This is a genomic window from Frankia sp. AgB1.9, from assembly GCF_016786355.1.
Classification (GTDB): domain Bacteria; phylum Actinomycetota; class Actinomycetes; order Frankiales; family Frankiaceae; genus Pseudofrankia.
On sequence record NZ_JADWYX010000013.1, the window covers coordinates 1 to 19,037 of the forward strand.

General features: G+C 69.1%; 11 protein-coding genes and 1 pseudogene. 5 read left to right on the top strand and 7 right to left on the bottom strand.

The annotated features are described in order from the left end of the window. Positions 1-297 precede the first annotated feature (297 nt). Positions 298-1,182, top strand: a complete 885-nt coding sequence (locus I6A60_RS06740; protein ID WP_203022990.1) for an SAM-dependent methyltransferase — start codon at positions 298-300, stop codon at positions 1,180-1,182. Positions 1,183-1,992: 810 nt separating this feature from the next. Here the strand turns inward: I6A60_RS06740 and I6A60_RS06745 are convergent. Next, positions 1,993-3,636, bottom strand: a complete 1,644-nt coding sequence (locus I6A60_RS06745; RefSeq protein ID WP_203022991.1) for a tyrosine-type recombinase/integrase — start codon at positions 3,634-3,636, stop codon at positions 1,993-1,995. Next, positions 3,633-3,887 carry an AlpA family transcriptional regulator gene (locus I6A60_RS06750; protein ID WP_203022992.1) on the bottom strand — a complete coding sequence of 85 codons (255 nt, stop codon included), beginning with the start codon at positions 3,885-3,887 and terminating at the stop codon, positions 3,633-3,635. The genes I6A60_RS06745 and I6A60_RS06750 overlap by 4 nt, the downstream gene beginning before the upstream one ends. 979 nt (positions 3,888-4,866) lie before the next feature. On the opposite strand from I6A60_RS06750, the gene I6A60_RS06755 reads away from it, so the two are divergent. The 3 genes and pseudogenes from I6A60_RS06755 to mobF all read left to right on the top strand — a co-directional run bounded on the left by I6A60_RS06755 (position 4,867) and on the right by mobF (position 11,199). Continuing rightward, a complete protein-coding gene (locus I6A60_RS06755) occupies positions 4,867-5,121 on the top strand; it encodes a hypothetical protein (RefSeq protein ID WP_238434921.1) in 255 nt (84 codons plus the stop codon). A 17-nt stretch (positions 5,122-5,138) separates the two neighbouring features. After that, a pseudogene (locus tag I6A60_RS06760) lies at positions 5,139-5,525 on the top strand (type II toxin-antitoxin system VapC family toxin); the annotation flags it as partial. Positions 5,526-6,507: 982 nt separating this feature from the next. Further along, positions 6,508-11,199 (top strand): MobF family relaxase, encoded by a 4,692-nt coding sequence (gene mobF, locus I6A60_RS06765; protein WP_374210297.1) that lies wholly within the window; start codon positions 6,508-6,510, stop codon positions 11,197-11,199. Positions 11,200-11,304: 105 nt separating this feature from the next. Here the strand turns inward: mobF and I6A60_RS06770 are convergent, their stop codons facing one another. From I6A60_RS06770 to I6A60_RS06790, 5 genes are all read right to left on the bottom strand, one after another. After that, positions 11,305-13,317: a hypothetical protein gene (locus I6A60_RS06770; protein WP_203022995.1), complete on the bottom strand. Its 2,013-nt coding sequence runs from the start codon at positions 13,315-13,317 to the stop codon at positions 11,305-11,307. Then, the gene (locus tag I6A60_RS06775; protein WP_203022996.1) at positions 13,314-14,486 is read right to left on the bottom strand and encodes a 5'-methylthioadenosine/S-adenosylhomocysteine nucleosidase; all 1,173 of its coding nucleotides are present in this window, start codon (positions 14,484-14,486) and stop codon (positions 13,314-13,316) included. Before I6A60_RS06775 ends, I6A60_RS06770 begins: the two co-directional genes overlap by 4 nt. Continuing rightward, positions 14,483-15,211, bottom strand: coding sequence for an NUDIX hydrolase (locus tag I6A60_RS06780; protein ID WP_203022997.1), 729 nt, complete (start codon positions 15,209-15,211; stop codon positions 14,483-14,485). The genes I6A60_RS06775 and I6A60_RS06780 overlap by 4 nt, the downstream gene beginning before the upstream one ends. A 257-nt stretch (positions 15,212-15,468) precedes the next feature. Next, complete coding sequence (locus I6A60_RS06785) at positions 15,469-16,647, bottom strand: DUF2637 domain-containing protein (protein WP_203022998.1); 1,179 nt, start codon at positions 16,645-16,647, stop codon at positions 15,469-15,471. Between the two features lie 384 nt (positions 16,648-17,031). Further along, on the bottom strand, positions 17,032-17,820 hold the full coding sequence (locus tag I6A60_RS06790; protein WP_203022999.1) for a hypothetical protein: 789 nt from the start codon (positions 17,818-17,820) through the stop codon (positions 17,032-17,034). Between the two features lie 168 nt (positions 17,821-17,988). Here I6A60_RS06790 and I6A60_RS06795 point away from each other — a divergent pair, with 168 nt between their 5' ends. Further along, a complete protein-coding gene (locus tag I6A60_RS06795) occupies positions 17,989-18,747 on the top strand; it encodes a GntR family transcriptional regulator (RefSeq protein WP_203023000.1) in 759 nt (252 codons plus the stop codon). Positions 18,748-19,037 lie beyond the last annotated feature (290 nt).

The window sequence follows — 19,037 nt, forward strand, 5'->3', positions numbered from 1 at the left end:
CCACAACTTCCTCGGATTCCTCAGCCTCGCAGCCGCACTGACCTGCTGGAAGAAACTGGCCACATGAGACAACTTCTTAGCGCGGCGGCCCGCATTCGAAGTCTTACGCGCAGTAGCCGAAACTCGAGCCGGCTCAAGAGCTTCGGCGCGTTCGACGGGGAGGCTGTCCGTTACCGATGGAGATCACCATCCAGTATGATCCACGTCACGGCCGGTCCGGCCGTGACGCGGTTGCGCGGACGCCATCGGGTCCCGAGCTGCTGCGAGGGGGTCACGGAACGAAAGGGATGAGAGTCTGTGGCCGAGAGCGGCGCCACGGGTGAGAGGCCCTGGAATTTCGAATCGGTGGTGGTGGGCGAAGACGCCCGAGCTGGCGACACGTCGCTCGATCTTCACACCGACGTGCCGCACCTGGCTCGCATGTCCGACTACTACCGCGGCGGTAAAGACAACTACCTGGCAGACCGGCAAGCAGGCGAAGAGTTCCTGAAAGTGTTTCCGGATATCGTTTCCACCATCGAGGAGAACTGTGCGTTCCTCAGGCGGGTGACCCGATTCGCCGCCGATTCAGGTGTCCGCCAGTTCCTCGACCTGGGCTCTGGTATTCCCACCAGCCCGAACATCCACGACGTGGCTCATAGCGTCGCCCGGGAGTGCCGGGTCATCTATGTCGACAACGACCCGATCGTGCTCGCTCACGGGCGGGCCCTTCTGACCGGCGCGTCAGCAGGAGCCGGCGCGACGATGGTGAACGCCGACCTGCGCGAACCAGAGGAGATCTTCGCCTCCTCCGCCGTTCGCGACATCTTCGACCTCAACCGGCCCATCGCGCTCTCAATGGCTGCGATCCTCCATTTCATTCCCGACACCGACGACCCCTACGGCCTCGTCCGCCGGTATGTGGACGCGCTCCCCGGCGGGAGTTTCTTGACGATAAGCCATGGTGACCGCGAGGCCTCACCCGACACGTCGGACGAGGGAGCCGAGGTCTACCGGCAGCGGGGATTCAAGGTCAGTGTGCGTTCCAACTCAGCGATCGAGCGTTTCTTCGATGGCCTGCGACTGGTCGACCCGGGTTTCGTATACATACACCGCTGGCGCCCCGAGAGCGCAGCGGCGGCCGAACTGGCCGACTCCCACGCCAACCTCTGTGGAGGAGTAGCCCGGATACCCACCGGCTGACCCGGCCAGCGGCTGTCTGACCGCCAGCTGGGCGGCGAGTGCTGCGGGATCGACGTGCTGCGGGATCGACGTGCTGCGGGTGGCAATACAAACCTCGGGGCCGAACTGGTAGTCGGCTCGGAGTGTGAGATCGGCTTGCGGTTCTGTGAAGGCTTCTGCGCAGTGGCGAGCCGGTCACCACCACGCGCACAGTTCGGCGACGCTGGCGCACCAGTGGCTCCGTGTGGGCGCCGAATGCGGCACGTTCACTTCCGTCGTGCGGGCGTGCACCTGCGGCTGGACGGGCAACACCGTCCCGACCACCGACCCGGCACCGCGCACACGGTATGGGCGAAAGCGGAAGGCGCCTGGAACGGCGACCACGCGGCGGCGCTAATCGCGGACACACTACGGCGGCCGGTCTCGGCAGTGCGGTCTCCACACCCTTCGCGCCCGCTTTAGCGGCTTCTGGCGAGGGGTCCGACGCCCGACAGCTCACGAGCCCAGATCAGGACGCCTATCCGTCGCCATTCCGGAGGCCGGCCCGAGCCGGTCCGGGCGCCAGCTTGAGCGGCCAGCGGACGAACACCCGTCAAGATCGACGTGGATGAGGAGTCGATGGGGCCGCACGAACTCAGTGCGCACGGTGAGTCACCGTTAACCGGCCATCAGCGAATATGCACGCCGGAGATAGCGCGGGCGATCACCAGGCGCTGGATCTCGCTCGTGCCCTCGAAGATTGTGTAGATTGCTTGATCCGCAGATCGACTACAGCGCGTGGCGTTGGCCGGGTCTCGCGGTGCGGACAGCCTGACCAGGTGTTTTCGCTGTTCAGAGCGAGAAGTAGTCCTCGTTTGACGGCTCCGTCGGGCCGAGGCTGGCTACGGAAGGTGTCCGGAACGGTCCGGCTGGCTCCGGTGGTATCCGGGTCTCTGCCGACTCCGTGTCGACGCGATCATGGTCTGCGGGCTCGTGTCCTGGCGCGGGTGCAGCCGGGTCTGGGACCGGGCTGGCTTGCTGCTCAGCGGCGAATGAGGCGTCGATGAGCTGCAGGGCGCGCTGCTCCTGGCCGACGATGCATTTCGCGTAGACCGTGAGCAGTACGCGGACGCCGTGGCCGGCCCACTCGGCGACCTGGGTGGGCGGCACTCCGGCGTTCAGCCAGCGGGACACGGCCGCATGACGTAGATCGTAGGGGCGTCGCGCGAGCGGGGAAGCGGCCTCTACCGCCGTCAGTGCCTTCTTCCGGGCTGTGCGCCACACCGCCAGGTATCGGGCTGCCTTCACCGCGCCACCCGTCTTTGATCGGAAGATCCGGCCGTCTGGCGCGATCCCGAATCGCTCGATGTGCCGGCGGAGAAGCGCGACGAGTTCGGGGTGGAGCGGGACTGGCCGGACTTCGCCCTTCTCGCGGTGCTTGAGCTCCCGGGCTTGTCGGGGCTGGTCGGGCTCGTCGGACCATCGTGGCGAGACCTCGGGGTTGTTGCCTTCGAGCGCGGCCTCGCCCCAGCCGGACTCGGGCAGAGTCAGCTGGTTGATGTTGAGTTCTTGCGTCTCACCCGGCCTGGTCGCCGCGTAGTAGCTGCAGCCGTAGAACGCCTCCAGCTCTGGGGCGTTCTCGGCGACCGCGGCGAGCAGCCGCAGCGCGCGGGTGTGGTCGACGACAACTCGACGGTCGACGACGACGACCTGGCGCGGCGGGGTCCATTGGGCGCGCTGCAGCGGGTTGGCGTCGAGGTCGCCGCGCGCGATGGCGAAATTCACGACCTGGTTGAACAGGATGCGCCGGCGGCTGATCGTGTTGGCCGCGGCTTGCTTGCCGTCCAGGCGGTGGGACAGCGCGACGAGCGCAGCGCGTGCAACGTCGATGTCGTCGAGGTCGTGGACGGGCCGGCTGTGCCGCTCCATCCAGGTGAGCACGGCTGCCCAGCCGGCGGGTGGCTCGTTCTCGATGCGTCGGCCATCTGGCTGCAGGGTGATGCGCCTTCCGGTGAGGAAAGCCCAGCCCCCCAGCGCTTCACGGACCAGCTCGGCGAGGGCGGCCGGTGGCGGTTCGTCGAACAGGGCCGGGGTGATCGCCACGAGCGCTTCGGCGACCGCGCGCCGGGTCCCTGGTGCCTGGTGCTCGGCCCATTTCGCGTCGGCGAAGTCACGGGCGACCTCGAGCCAGGTCCGCGCTGGTGGCGGCGCCGGCTGCGCGATGGCGCGCCACTCGGCCAGCGGAAGCCCGGACTCGACGTCGAACGCCTCGCCCTTCCGGACGGCGGTGAGGATCTCGGCGCGGCGCGACTCGGCGGCCGACTTCGAGGCGAACGTGCGGGTGTTCGCGCGGGGCCGTCCGGCGACCTGCCAGCCGACCTGCCAACTGGAACCATTCTTGCGCCGGAGTTCCCTGACCGACCAGACGCGGACATCGAAGGTGGTTCGCCGGTCCTCCCCGCCCGGGTCGGGGACGCCGGCCTGGATGCGGTTCATGAGGCGGCCGGGTCGCGGGTCAGGCTGTCGAGCCAGCTGTTTAGGTCGTTACGGGCTACCCGGATCTGGCCGTTGGGCAGTTTGATGACCTTCGGGCCGGTGCCCTTGGTCTGCCAGTCGTGCCAGGTCGACCGCGGCAGCGGGCTGTCAGGTCCACCGAGTTCGGCGAGCACCTGGTCGAGGGTGAGCAGAACTCGCTGGTCGGGCCGGGCCGGCGGCTTCTTTTCTCGACCGGGATTTCGCCCAGTCATGGCACCGCACGTTCCGGACCGATGTCCTCGTCAACGACACCGCGAAGGTCACCGTCTCGTTCATCGGGAAAACTGGGTCACCACGAACGACCTCGTGCATGTCATCGTGGCTGCATACGGGACCGGATTCAGATTTGCCGCAGCCAAGCTGCGACCGGGTCCCAGCCTCCGCCGTCTTGTGGACGTCTCCATCCTCCTTGATCACGGTGTGACGTCGGCGGGCTCGCTGCTGGAGATGGCTTCGGCCGTGACTCCCGGTGCGGTTCGTGCAGCCGGCGACGCTGACACGTGACGTGCCACTATCTCTTCTTCGCGCCGTCGGCGCCCACGCGTCCGGCAAGCCCGGCCTGACCGCGTAGAAGCCCTTCAGGCCGACGATGTCGATGGCGCATGGGGGGACCTCCGCGTCGTGACGCGGCTGGCCGTCTCTCTTGTGTGTCGGCCTCGGCCGATTTCGCGGCACGCAGCGGCACCATTCCCCTGGACCCTTGTGGCGTAGCCGCAAGGGTCATCTGTGCCGGAGCAGGAGGGCCTCGGGGGTGGGCGCACCGTTTGGTCCGGTTCGTGCGGGACGGGACCTGTCGGCTCAACCACCGCCGTAGCCCTGCGGATCTTTCGGTCTTGGGCAAAGGAAGATGAGGATGGTGGGAAATTGAAAAGGGAGTGACTCCAGAAATCATCATTGATCATTGGTCGGGGCGGTCCCCTACCTGCCAAGATGTGATGAGACGGGTGATTCTCGCGGAGTACGACGCGGCGACTCGCAGCCGTGAGGGAACCCGCGAGTCCCGGCGTCCGGACTGCGGTCACGGTGGCGACGCCGAGACCGGCGCGGATCCTCAGAGCCGGCGGCCTGTCCGGCAGGTCGACGCCCCGCCGGCGGTCGTGGGAGGGCTGACCCTGCTCTGTCCGGCTCCGCGCGAGCGGTTGCCGTTCGGTGCTGGTGGGCTGGCGGCGTTACGATGTTGTCGTGACTGAGATGCCGCTGCCGGAGGGCGAGCAGCTTGCCCTCGTGGCCCGGGAGGCTGCCGAGTCCGGGCAGGTCGTCTATCTGACCGACCACGGCCGGCGGCTGGCGGCGATCGTCCCTGCGGGCCTGGCTGAGCTGCTCGAACGCGGCGCCGAGGCGCGCGGGGGCCGACGGGTTCTGGGCGCCCGCGGCGCGGGGCACAGCGGGCGGCATGACATCTCCGAACGGATTGAGGAGATCCTCGCCAACGAGGTGACGCCGTAGCTCTCGTCGTCGATGCTGGGCCGCTCTACGCCTACGTCGACGCCGATGACCAGCACCACGAAGCCTGCGCGGACCTGTTGGAGACGCACCCCGGCCCGCTCATTGTCCCGACCCTGGTTCTGACCGAGGTCGTCTACCTGCTCGGTACTCGTCTCGGGACCCACGCGGAGCTGCGCTTCCTTGGCGATCTTGCGTCCGGTGCCTTCGACATCGAGCCCGTCCACACCACCGACTGGCTTCGCATCGCCGACCTGGTCGGCCGGTACCAGGATCTTCCGCTCGGCACCGTCGACGCCTCCGTGATCGCGTGCGCGGAACGTCTCGGTATTGACGAGGTCGCGACGGTCGACAGACGCCACTTCACCGTCGTCAAGGCAAACCGGACGCTGAGCCTCCTACCCTGACGCCGTCTCCCGGCGCACCAGCACTTTATTGATCTTCCAGTGATGCCGTCATCCAGGGAGCCCCGTCGAAGCCGGCGGGCGATGTCGGCGCAGATCCTCCAACGGCTGGGTGGTCTGGACGGCGCTCTTCGTGCTGCCCGGCCCGGTCTCGTAGCGGACGGGACTGCTTGTCTCGCGGATTGGTCGGCGGCGGGTGCCGGCGGGCCGACATTGAGGTGAGCCGCTGGCGGGCGTCGAGGGCGGGCCGGTCCGGGCCGCGTCGCCTGGCGCCGGCCTTGGGTGGCGCGCGGTGGTGCCATCGCGAGGGCCGGCGGGACGCGGCGACCGCCACGATCGCCCGGAGGCCGGCGCGCCGCGGGTCGCCGCGAGTTCAACCCTTCAGCGTGCACGCCCCCGGCATCACGGTGGCCCTCGCGCTGGCCCTCACGGAGGCATCATGCAGGCCCTCACGGAGACCATCGCGCTGCGGTTGTCGGGATGTGCGGTTCGGCCGGGGTGACGGTCGCGGTGTTATCGGCGGTGACATGCGCAGTGTCAGTGGCTCGCAGGCTGGAGGGTTGGCCTGCCGGCGGGTTGCTGGCGATCACTCATGATCGTCAGGGCGTCGAGCGCTCCGGGAGATGCCGTCTTCCCGGCCTGTTCGGCGGCGCTAGGACTGGCCGCCAGCTGGGCGGATGTCTGTCGCGATGGCCGACGTGATGACCGGCCTGGTGACCGAGGTTTGCGCGGTGTCGTGCGTGGTGTCGATGGCGGTGACAGCGGTTCGCAGGCTGGGAGCTGTCCGGGTGGCTGCCGGCTGTGCCGGCGCTGCTGCTCCTCGCTGATCGGAGCGTCCTATGGCGTGCCGCGATCACTGCTCGAGTAGTTCTCGTCTGTCACGTCGCAGGGGCGTCCGGACCGGTGGTGCGCGGTGATCGCGACGGCTCGGGTGTTGCGGATACGGCCCGGTTCACCGGGGGAGTTGCGGCGTGCGGCTCGGGCGGTGGTCGCCTATGTGGAGGGTGGCCAGTCGGGGTCCTCGGTCGGGTTGGCGGGCTACTACGGCCGGGCGGTCGGCCGGGCGCGGGGGCAGCTGGCGGAGCTGGTCGGGCTGCGGGGCGAGGTGACGGGAAAGGCGCTGGCCCGGCTGCTGGAGGGCCGGCATGCGGTGACCGGTCGGCCGTTGCTGCCAGCGGCCGGGTCGGCGGCGCGGGTGCGGTCCGCCACCCGGGACGCCGGCACGGCGGCAGCCCGGCCGGCGGGCAGCGGCGGCGCGGCGGCCGACGGGGCTGGCGAGCTGCTGACGTTGAGGCAGGCGTCCGTGCTGGCCGGGGTGAGCGCGACGTACCTGCGTTTCCTGGTCCGGAAGACGGCCCTGGCCGGGGAGGAGGCCTCCGCCGAGATGCTGGCCGGGCGCAAGGGTGCGGATGGGCAGTGGCGGGTTCGCCGCGGCGACCTGGAACGGTGGATGGCGGCGCGGGTGGAGCCGGCGATGGTGCTCGGGTTCGACGTCGTGTGCGCGGCGCCGAAGTCGGTGAGTTTGCTCTGGGCGTTCGGGGACGCGGCGATGCGGGCGGATGTCGCGGCCGCGTTGGACGCGGCGGTCGACGCGACGATCGGCTACCTGGAGCGGCATGCCGCATTCGGGAAGGTCGCCGGGCGCAACCGGCCCGCCGAGGGCCTCGCGGTGGCGTCGTATCTGCATGACGTGTCGCGCAGCGTCGAGGCGCATCTGCACGTCCACAACATCGTGATCAACGCTGTGGTCGTGCCCACGGACGACGACGGTTCGGACATGTCGGTGTCGGGCTGGGAGTGGCGGGCGCTCGACGGTGCGGTGCTGCTGGGCCATGTCCGGACCGCGGGATTCGTCGGCGCGGCGGTGCTGCGCCACGAGCTCGCCAAGCGTCGCGGCCTGGAGTGGGGACCGGTCCGTAACGGGGTCGCGGAGCTGGCGGCGTTCCCCGCGGAGCTGTTGACGGCGTTCTCGACGCGGCACGGCGAGGTGATGGACGAGTTCACTCAACTCGTCGCCGCCGGGTTCGAGCCGTCGGGAGCGACGATGTCCGCCGCGCAACGCGGCTCGCGGGCGCCCAAGACTGTGCTGGCCGACGAGGCAGTGCATGCGTTGCAGGTCGATCGGCTGGAAGCGGGCGGATGGACCGTCGGCCAGGTCCGCGCACTTTCCGCCGCAGGGGAGTACCGGCCGGAGCCGGTGAGCGACCGGGATGTCGCCGAGCTGTTCACCCTGCTGGCCGGCCCGGTGGGGCTGACGGAGAAGTCGACGATGTTCGGCCGCCGCGACATCGTCCGCCACATCTCCGCTTGGAGCTGCGACCGGCTCGACGCGGAGGCGATCGAGCGGCTCGCCGACCGGTTCCTCGCCGATCCGCGGGTCGTTTACCTGCTGGACGCGACGCCGGGGCAGCGACGCCGGCAGGAACCGGAGCCTCTCTACACCGTCGAGGACATGCTGGACGCTGAGAAGCGGCTGCTCGCGCTGATCAGTCGGGGCCGCGTCGCCGCCGGCGTCGCGCCTCGTGTCCTGGCCAGCGCTCGGCTCGTCGATGCGCACCTGGCCGCCGCCACCCGCGACCCCACCGGCCTTGGCGCGAGCCCGCACGGCGCGTCTGGCACGACCGGCGCGAACGCAGGAGGCGCGAACGGCGCGACTGGCGCCGCGGCCGACCGCGCCGGTCTGCGCGGTAGTAGCGTGCGCGCCGGTCGAGCCGCCGGCCCGGTCGCAGATACGGGCACGGGTCGGACCGTGGACCCGGAGACCAACGGTGCGCCGCCGCGTGCCGGGAGCGTCGGACCGGTGCTGTCCGGGGAGCAGGCGGAGCTGGTGCGCAGGCTCCTCGCCGACCAGGACCTGGTGCGTCTCGCGGTCGGGGCCGCAGGGACCGGCAAGACGGAGGCGATGCGAGTCCTGGTCGACATCGTCGAAGCCGAGGGCCGGACGGTGTTCGCGACCGCGCACGGTGGCCGGCAGGCCGAGGAGCTGGCCGACCGGATCGGCGTCCCGGCACGGGTCGTCGCGAGCTGGTTGACCCTCCTCGACGCGGTCGACGCCGACCCCGCCGGCGAACTAGCCGCGGTGTGGCCAGCAGGGTCGGTGCTGATCGTGGACGAGGCGACTCAGATAGGCACACGCGACGCCGTTCGCCTGGTCGACTACGCCGCCCGGAACGGGACGGTCGTGATCCTGCTAGGTGACCCGGCGCAGCTCGGATCGGTCGCGGCGGGTGGCTGGTTCCGTCATCTCGTCGAGACGACCCCCGACGTGCCGACGCTGACGACCGTGCACCGCCAGACCGGGCCGGAGATGGCGGTGGTCCGCGCCGCGCTCGACGCGCTGCGCGCCGAAGCTGGCTCCCCGATCGCAGCGCTCGACCGGCTCGCCTCGACGGGCAAGATCCATCTCGCCGACGACTCGGATGCGCTGCTCGCCCAGGCGGTGGCCGACTGGTACGCCGAGCGTCGCCGCCAAATCGACGCCATCGAGCAGGACACGCTCGGCCCAGACCCGGACACTGTTCGCCCTCGGCCCGCCCAGGCGCCGAAGCCGGTCAAGGCGCACCTGCTGGCCGAGCGCCACCGCGACGTCGAGGCGCTCAACCGCGCGGCCAGGACGCTCCTGACCGCGGACGGCAGCCTGACCGGCCCGCCGCTGGCCGTCGCCGGCCGGGAGTTCCAGGTCGGCGACGAGGTCGTCACCCTCACCCAGACCGGCCACACGCTGATCCCTGCCGGCCGGCCCGGCTCGGCATACATCCGCACCGGCACCATCGGCGTCGTCACCGCCGTACACGTCGACCCCGCCAACCCGGCCGCCCAGTCGCTGACGGTCTACTTCCCGTCCAAGGGCGCCGTCGTCGTGCCGTGGACCTACCTCACCCACCAGTTCGATGACGGCCGCGACGGCGGCCTCGCCCACGCCTACGCACTGACCGCGGCCAAGGCGCAGGGCTCGACGATGGACACTGCCCGCGCCCTTGTCACCGACGACACCTCACGGGCTGGCCTTTATGTCATGCTGTCCCGCGCCCGCACCGACCTGGCCGCCTACCTGATCCGCCGAGAGGACCTCACCACCCGCGACGATGACGAGAACTGGCTGCCCGCCGCCCCCAGCCCCGGATCGCACGACCCGATCGAGCGGCTGGCCGGCCGCCTCGAACGCTCCGAGCTCGAATACACCGCTGCCGCCCGGGACCCGGTCGCCGCCAGCGCCCATCAGCTGCGCGCCACGCACACCCTCGCCGAACTCACCGCCCTGCGCGCCGGCCGGCGCGCCTCGGAACGTCTCCCCGGCCAGCACCTCCCGGTAGCGACTGCGCCGGCGGGCTCCACCAGGTCCGACGTGGACCGCACGAGCCACGAGCGCGCCGCCGCGAGCCGCGACGCGCCGTTCGCGCCGGACGCGCCGTTCGCGCCGAGCCAGGCGTCGCCGGCCGAGCCGAGCCGGCCGGCCCGCTCCGCGTCGGTCCGGCAAGTCGCGGCGGCGGCGGGTGTGCCGATCGGGCCGAGGACCGGCCCGAGTATGTCCGGCAGAGGATCCGACCAGGGCGCCCTCGACGTCGACGCGATATCGCGGCAGGTTCTACTGCGCCGCGCCGAGCTGGCCTCAGAGGCCGCCCTTCGCGCGGCTGCGCTCACCGACCCGCCAGCCCGGCTCGTCGCCCGGATCGGGCCCCGACCGACGGCCGGCCCGAAGCGTGCGGTGTGGGACAGGGCAGTCAGCGGCCTCGCGATCTACCACGCCCGCCATCGACCCGCCGCCCCGATCTGGTCAGCCGGCCCACCGCCCGGCGCCACCCCCGACGACCGGACACGCGACCCGTGGCTTGTGGCCCGCGACCAGGCCACCCGACTTGCCCACGCCTGGGCCGCGTTCCTGCCCGAATCGGTGCGAGACCAGTTCACGAATCCCGGCCAGAGGGTGCCCCGCGACCGGGCGATCGCCGGCCTGCATGCTCTCCTGGACGCCGGTCACCCGCCTGCTCGGCTCGCCGCAGCCCTCCGCCAAGATCCGGTCGATCGTGTCCAGACCGCAGCCGCGATCCTCGACCACCGCGTAGCCGACCTGTGTCGCCGCGCTGGGATCGACCTGACGCTCTACGACCTACCAGCCCCCGGCACCGCCCAGCAGGAATGGAACGCTGTCACCGACCTGCTCGCCCGAGCCGAGACGTCCCACCTCGCCATCCGCCCGACCCCGGCGCTCGCCGCCGAACGCCGGACCCTCACCGCGAGACTGGCCCGGCCGGGCGATCACAACCCAGCCGCCGGCCCGGCTGCCGCACCGGGAAGCGAGCCGCTCCAGCGGGCCGAGCTGCTGGCACGCGCGGAACTGGAGACCCGGCTTCGCCGTATCGAGGCCGCCCTCGACCGGCAAACCGCCGAGGCCCTCCTCCACGCGAATTCCGAGCCCACCAGCTACCTCGTCTCACTGCTCGGCCCCCGCCCACTCGACAGCGGTGCCGAGACAACCGAGTGGAATCAGGCGGCCGGCCGTGTCGAGCACTACCGTCACCACATCCTCGGCTTGCCCTACGGTCCACCCGCCCGGCCCGGTGCCGCCGATCCCATACTCCATGCGCTGGGAGACCGACCCATCGACCCCAGTGACGCAGCCAATTATGACCGGGCCTGCGACATTGATAGCTTGCGCGGCTACCAATTGGAGATGTAGTCAGTTTGTCGCGCCAATCCGACACCGCGATCGATCAGGCTCCGCGGAGACCGTCAGGCCTCGTGCTCGGAGAGGTGGGCGCAGCCACGATGCCCCCCAAGCTGGCTAACCGGCTGGAACAGACGTTTCTTCGGTAAGACTGTCAAGTCGGTGACTGGCAAGACGCGTGCCGTCTAGTAGCCATTCTCGCCCCTCGGCAGCAACTCCCTGGAGGAGGTGCAGCGTGTGGTGTAGGCCTGCGGCATCGAGGGCGGCGGCGGAGATCGAGTCCGCTGTCTCGTTCGGTAGGGGATGGCCGGCTGAGCCTGTGACCTCAAAGCTGATCTCGTCTTGGTCGACGAGCCTAAGCTTGAAGCTTCGTTCACCGCCGTCCTTGCGGCTCATCCGGACGGAGGCAATCACGTCGAACCGGTACTCGACCTCCTGCCAGTCGTGGAACGATCCCTGCGCGAAATTGAGCTCGGCCGTTAGTTGGCGAACTCCTCTGTCTGTCAGCAGAAAGACCATAATGGTGTAGCGGCTGTAACGCCAAGGACCGCGTAGTACGCGGGCGCGGCCTGCGGGATCAGCGCGCTCGTGGATGAACCCGTAGGACAACACATCACTTGGGAGCAACCGGTGCACTTTGAGCGCTGAGTCCAATAGTAGTGCCCGGTCGCATTCCAACCATGCCGCCATCTCGGTGTCTTCGGGCCTGCGTTCCTCCAGTTCGTCGCGCCATGTACGATATGCGCGATCGTCTTCTCGCTTAGTGCGGCGCGCGTCCACTCTGTCCGCGCGGCTCCGGCGGAATTCCAGGTATATTTGTGATACGGCGCGTGCCGTAAGCGATATTCCGCCAGCAGTCAGCAGCGCAGCCCCTATCGTGGCAAGGCGATCAGACTGAGCTGCCTTAAGAATGGCCGAGCTCCAGGCGGTGCCGCCGCCGGCGATCAACAATATTGCCGCCGCCCGTTGTGGGAGGGGAGTCGCCAGCTCGCGGCGATAGTCCCATAGCGAGCCGTCTTGCCAACGATCCCGCGTTCTTCTGGCGCGGTGCTTGATGAGCCAGGAAATCTTTTCTATCGGGATGCGGGAATCACGGTACACTTCGACGATCTCATCGCGCATTGCGCGGCGGATGGCGGCGGTCTGCTTCATCCACTCCCCGCGCCCCGTGTCGGGGAGTCTGTTCGTGGCGAAAAAGTGGTCGAACGTTTTATCCACCTTGTCCGCGAAGCCATCCAGAGGCGGTCGATGTCTTCGTATTGGCGAATTTCTATATTCGGCATCCTTCTGTCGGCGCCGCAGGGTCCGAAATCGCCAGTCGAGTGCGTATCGGCCACCGATACAGCTCGCAGTCAGAGCGAGGCAGCATGTCACGAGCGCTGCCGCGGAGCCCGCGCGCGCCAGGGTATCAAAGACATCCTTCGTCCCGAGCGCAAGCGCCGCAAGGGCCGCCACGCCACTCAGAACGGAGGTGGTAAAGATCTCGATCGGTCTTGTGGGCCGCTCTCTCGGCGCGGCGGGGTCTGCCTCGAAGAACAGCGGAACCCGACCGTGGCGATCATCCTTCTTGTGGTCTTGCTCGGCTCGGGCAACGGCTAGTTTCCAGAGTTCGTTCTCGATGGGGCCATCTAAGTACATTTCCAAATGTCGGAGGACATTGTCGCGTTGTGGACCATCGAGATTCTCGAGTCCGGCGAGCACCTCAGAGAAACTCCCTGAAGGTTGTTCGACCGCCTCTACTAGGTCGCGGACGATCCGGACGGCACGGTCCCATGGGTCTTCCGGCTTCGGTTCCGTGCTCGCACCGAAGAGCGGCGACGGATCTCGGAGAAGCTTGCGTTCCTCGTCCGAAAGCTCCCGCCAAGTTCGGCCACTGACCTGCGAGAGCATCCAGTAAAAGCAGACTCGGGAACCGCTGGCCCCGGACTTGACTGCCCCGTCGATCGTCTTGCGGGCGAGCCCCGACATTCCGCCGTCGAGGTATCTGACTCCAAGGTCGAACTTCTCAGGGGCTGTCCCGTCGTCACCAGTCATGTAGATGTAGACGGAGCCGTGGACAGTCTCGGTCTGCAAACCGACCCACGCGGAGTCCCCGGCAATATTCGTTGTGCCAGGATGCGGTGCGGTCACGACATCGCCTGTGCGAGCGTGATAGCGAGTGCGGCCAGGGCGGCCGCGTCGGCCACATCGGCGACGAGGCCGCGCACCTTCTTGAGAGCGAGCACAAGCTTGCCCTGCTCGGAGCCGGACCCACTGGTCAGAGCGTCGTCGGCCATGTCGAGTTCGCCCTCCGCGGCGCCGCGCGTGTCTTCGTCCAACTCGCCGGATGCACAGGCCCGGGTGACCTCGGCCCGGAGACTAGCGAGCACTGCGGTCAGGTCCTTCGGCTGCTGGGCGGCGGAACGTCCCATATTGATCTTGACGTCGCCGCGTACATTGCCAGCCTGCATACCGACGCGCGCGTTTCCGGAGGCGATGTTGCGGGTCATGTCACGCATGTCCGTTCCCTTCACCGTGGCGGTAGATGTTTTCGCATTGTCAGGCATGGGCTCGGCGGCAACTACTCTCTCGGCCAGGGCGACGGCGAAGGCAGCTGCGTTTTGGACCGCTCGTTCCTGCCAGCGCTCGCGGTCGCTGACCTGCTTGGTCCCGTCTGCCCGATCGCTGATAGCCCGGATCACGACCGCGGGTCGGCTCCTGTTCAGGTGCGCCGCCTGCGCGACCCCGGCGCCTTCCATCTCGACTGCCATAGCGTCGTTGTAGTGATCGAGGAGCCATCGTGCGTCTGCTGATGTCTTCGAGTCGATGACCATCTCGCCGGCTGCGATCGGGCCAAAATGAACGGACGGAGCCGGCCCCCGGTCGGACAGGTTGCCCATCCACTCGCCGTTTCTTTTTACCTCGCGCGCAAGCTGATCGATTGCGTGCGGGATCTCCCACGCTCGCGGCCTGGACTTGCGTCCGTCGTCTTCACTGGTGGCGCCGTGGTAGGCGTAGATGTGGGTCGCCACAACGATGTCGCCGAGTCCGAGATTGGAGCGGAGCGCGCCCGCAACACCGACGAAGAAGACGGCAGTTGGGTCGAACTCGGTGATGGCCCTCTCGGCGATGATCGCGGCAGCGCCGTTACCTTTTCCGACCAGTGCCAACGCGATCTGGCACCGACCAGAAGCGACCTTTCCTAGCTCAAACTGGGTACCCTGAGGATGTCTACGAAAGCGCCTGTCTTGCATCTGTTGCCGAACCGCGTCGTACTCGGAATCCAACGCAGTGAGAATTACAACCGGTTTGCGGGTCACTGGAGCTCCTTCAAAGTCGGCGGCCGGGGCGGACGGACCATCGGTGGGTACAGGGTTTTGTTTGGCCCCGCCGCGAAGAGGCGAGCGGGCCGCCCCGCGGTAGCACGTGCCTGCCCGGCGGGAGCGATGAAGCCTTCCGTCGTGCGGACCTTCCGGGCGAAGTTCCTAGGGTCGAGAGGCATCCCCCACACCGCCTCGTAAACCTCCTGGAGGTCGGCGATCGAGAAAACAGCGTCGCAGAATGCAGTCGCGAGGGCGGAGTGCTCCAGCTTCGAGCGGGCACGCTCGACGCCGTCGGTGACGATCCGCTTGTGGTCGAAGGCGAGATCACATCGAGCGTCGAGAAACTGATCGACTGGCCGCCAAGCGGCGTCAGCGGCGTCGGTTCCTGCGACGGGATCAGGTAGCTGCGGCGCGATCGCCAGATAGGCCACGGAGACCACACGTCCACGTGGGTCACGGCCGGGCTCGTCGTACACACCAAGCTGTTCAAGATGTAGCCCAGAAACGTCCAGGCCAGTCTCTTCCGCGAGTTCCCGAGTCGCCGCGGCCTGGATGCTCTCCTCGGCGTGAGCCAAGAAGCCGCCCGGCAGGGCCAGGGCGCCCCGGTAGGGCTCCTCGCCTCGTTCAACGAGCAGCACTCGTAGGACCGATTGCCGCAGGGTCAGGATCACCAGGTCCACGGCGATCAGCACGGACGGCGGTCTCCAAGGTTCTTCTTGCATGCCACCAGACTAGCTTCCTGTCAGGATGACAGAAAGTGGCGATGTTGTCGTCTAGGCGACAATCGATGGCGTGAGGCGAAGGAGCGTCGCGCCCCGAGGCTGCGAGGTACGCGGGTCCGCGGTGGCGGCAGTGTCATTGGCTAGGGCGGCCCAAGCCCTACGCAGGCAGGTTTCCGAATTATGATCTTGTCCGCGACCTCATCGATAATCGGCGATCCTCGGGCGCCGCCAGCGCGACTGGCCGCACGGGCGTCTTCTCAGGCGGCGGCTATGGCTTGGCGGCGCCATTCGGATAGGTAGCGGCGGGCGGTGCCCGCGTGTAGGTCGATGACGGGCGCGAGGTCTCGGGCGAGGGCGTAGTCGGTGCGCGGGTCGTCGGGGGCGACGTCGCGGAGCAGAACGGCGGCGAGGCGGGCGCGTTTGCTGCCGCGCCGGCAGGTGCGCAGGGCCCGAGTGAGCACGGCCGGCGGGATGGGCTCCGGCGCGTCCCACCCCGCGTCGCCGTCCGGCCAGGGCTCGTCGCTGTCTGGGGCCGACAGCGGTGCGGCGTTCTCGATCTGCGCGGCGGGCGCCGGGAGAGACGAGCCGGAGGCGGTCGGATGGCCGGCGTGTTGGACAGCGGTCGGCTCCATGCGCTGCCGGTCGTCGAGGTGCTCCAGGCCATTCGCCCCGTGCGCTTCGGCGCCAACCTGGCTGTCGTCGTGGCCGGCGGCGTTTGGGCGGTCGCCGCTGAGCGTGGACCGTCGGGTGCTGTCCGGGTCAGGACTGCGTGGGCCGGCGGCACGTTCCGGCTGGTGGCGAGCCTTACGGATCTGGCTCATGAGCATTTCGTAGGACCCGATCAAAGCTGCTGATGGCCACGCGGCTATCAACCTGGCTGCGAGGTCAGGCTCGGCGTGCATGACGTTCGCGGCGATGCTCGCGGTGGAAGCCAGCGCGAGCAGTGCATATGGCAGTGGGGAACGGCGGCGGCCAGCGCGGCTGTCGGCGAGGAGGGTCAGGCTCGCCGCGACGATCAGCCCGTCGACCGAGATCGGCACGATCGCCGCCGTCACCCGGTCCTCGCCGTGTTCGCGGGCGACGCCGGCCATGTGTCTGTAGGACACGATGCCGGCGATCAGCGCGACGGTGACGACGGCCGCGACGGTCGCCAGCCGGATCCAAAGCTCCCCGTTTCCTCTCCGCGACCCGCGCGTTCTGCTGGCCTCCGAGAGCGCGACTGCTGCGTCGCGTGGGCTGGTCAGCGGGACGGCGGAGACGTCGGTCGTCGTGGCCGTTGCAGCAGTCCCAGACGGGCGCGCCGAGGCGGGGCCGGCGGCGACGCGTGGGCCGGCGGCGGGCCGGGCTATGCGGGGCCGGACGTCGGTCGGCTCGCCCGGGCGGCCCTGGGCGGCGGTTGGCTTGTTGGCACGGGGCCGGGTGGTCGGAGTGGTCATAGCGGCCTGCCAAATGAGTAGGGAGCTCCTATATCGGCAGTGCGAATCTGCGGGCCGGTTCCGGAAGCCGTTGGCGGGGACTGGAGGCGAAGGTCCCGGCGGCGTCACCGCCGGTGTCACCACGGATGTCATCGCCGACGACATCGCGGCGGGCATCGCGCGGAACTGGGACCTTGTGGAGGCCATCCGTACGGGCATCGCTGACCCGCCGGACCGCCTGGCGGGGTGGGGTAGGCGGGTCAGGCCGCGGGGGCGCAGGCGCGCCGCAGAAGGCGGACGAGGGTGAGAGCGCGGTCAGCGGTTTGGGCGGCCAGCCAAGCGAGGAGCCGTTCGTCGTCCGGGCCGAGTGGCATGCCGGTCAGGGCGGCCCGTAGTTCGGCGGCCCTACCCGTCAAGGTCGTCGGTAGTGAAGCCGACGAGCTCCTGGCCGAGCCTCCCGGTGGCCTTCGCCTGCCCGTGCGATACCGGGCCATCCATCGGCCCCGATGTGGCGGTGGACAGGAACGCCAACGTGGTGTCGACGTCGCCGTATGACTCGACGAACCGGGCCGCGGCCGGCAGTTGCCGCAGGAGGGCGATCACACCGGCTACTTCGTCGTCCGGCTGGACCGTCACCTCGAACGGACTTTCCGGCGTCAGCCGCGCCCGGCCAACCTCGGCGCGCGGCGCCTTGTCGTCGGCCCGGACAGAGCCGGGGAGCCGCTCCGGCTCGGCTGTGTCCATGTGGCTGGGTGTGGGGCTGAGGGTGTGGATCTCGGTGACCACGCTGGTGAACCGCTCCTCCCACGCCGCCCACCCTTCCCGGGTCGCCGGCAAATGCGACAGGTCTGGGACGAGCAGCACCGCGTCTGGGTGACGGGCGATCTCGTCGACGGCGAGGGTCAGCCCTGGGCGGACCGTTGCGTCGTCGGGGGTCTGGCGGTCGGCGTAGACCTCGACGAGATCAAGCCCCGCCTGCCGGGCTTGGACGGCGAGGCGGTGGTGCAAGCCGTTGATCCGGTCCTCGTCGCCCGGGATGCACACGTAGCCGACCGCGCGGCGTAGCCCGGTCTGCGTGTCGGTTTCAGGGTCTGGCGGCGCCGCGAGAACGTCTCCCGCCTCGTCGGTGGACGTGTCGGGGCTGGGAGACGCGGGGGAGGGGACGGGCAGGGGGCGTGGCGCGGGCTGGGCCATCGCATCCTCCAGACCAAGGAGTGGGGTCAGACGGGTCCGCGATCCGGGCGCCTGGGTCCGCGACCGGGTGCGTTGGGCCGACATTAGCACCATGCCTTAAGGCAAATCTAGATGCCTTAAGGCATGCAATCATGCTGCGGGACAGTGGATGCGGCTATGGTCTAGGGCATGTCGTCCGCCGGACCGCCCTACACGCGGATCGCCGCGTCACTGCGCGAAAAGATCGCTTCCGGTGAGTACCCACCTGGCTCCCGGCTTCCGCCGCACCGGGAACTCGCCCGCACCTACGAGGCCGCGCAGGAGACGATCAGACGGGCCATCGCCCAGCTCCAAGCCGAAGGGCTCGTCGAGACCCGAGGCCAGCACGGCACGTTCGTCCAGACCCGTCACTCGGTCCGGCGGATCGCGACCGACTTCTACCAACGCCGCCCGGCCACCTCGACCGAACCCACCTCACCGTTCGCGCGCTCCGTCGAGGCCTCCGGCGGCCACGCCACCTGGGACCACGAGACCACCCACGAGAGTGCGGACGAGCACATCGCCGACCGGCTCGCGATCCAGACCGGCGACCCCGTCGTCGTCACCCGCTACCTCTACCGCCACGACGGAACACCCATCCAGACCGCCGTCTCCTGGGAACCCGCGGCCCTCACAGCCGGAACCCCGATCGAGCTACCCGAAGCCGGCGCCGCCGTCGGCGTTGTCGCGCGCTTCGACACCATCGGCCAGCACATCGACTCTGTCACCGAAGAGATGACCGCTCGGCCGCCCAGCCCAGCCGAGGTCGAGACGCTGGCGATACCACCAGGCGTTTCCGTCCTGGCCATGAGCCGCACGTACTACGTCGGCGAGACACCGGTCGAGACAGCCGACATCGTCATGGCCGGCCACCGGAACCTCCTCGCCTACCGCCTCGCCGTCAACTGACAGGAACGGGCGGTCAGGAGGTCGATGCGCTCGGGGGCTCGCCGACCATCTGGGGGTCCGTCTGTCGAGTGACCACGGCGAGCTGGCTCAGGCGTCGTCCCAGGCGCGTTCGGTGGCATCGGCGCACGGCGCAGACAATCCGCCGAGCCACTACATCCGTTCGTTCGTTCTGAGCAAGGCGATACGAATGGTCGCCATCGCGGCCGGTGTCCATGGACCCGCGCCCCCAACACCGGGCTGTCGACGGGTAGTCAAGCTTACCGAGGGCTTGTTGGCGGCTGGACCCGATG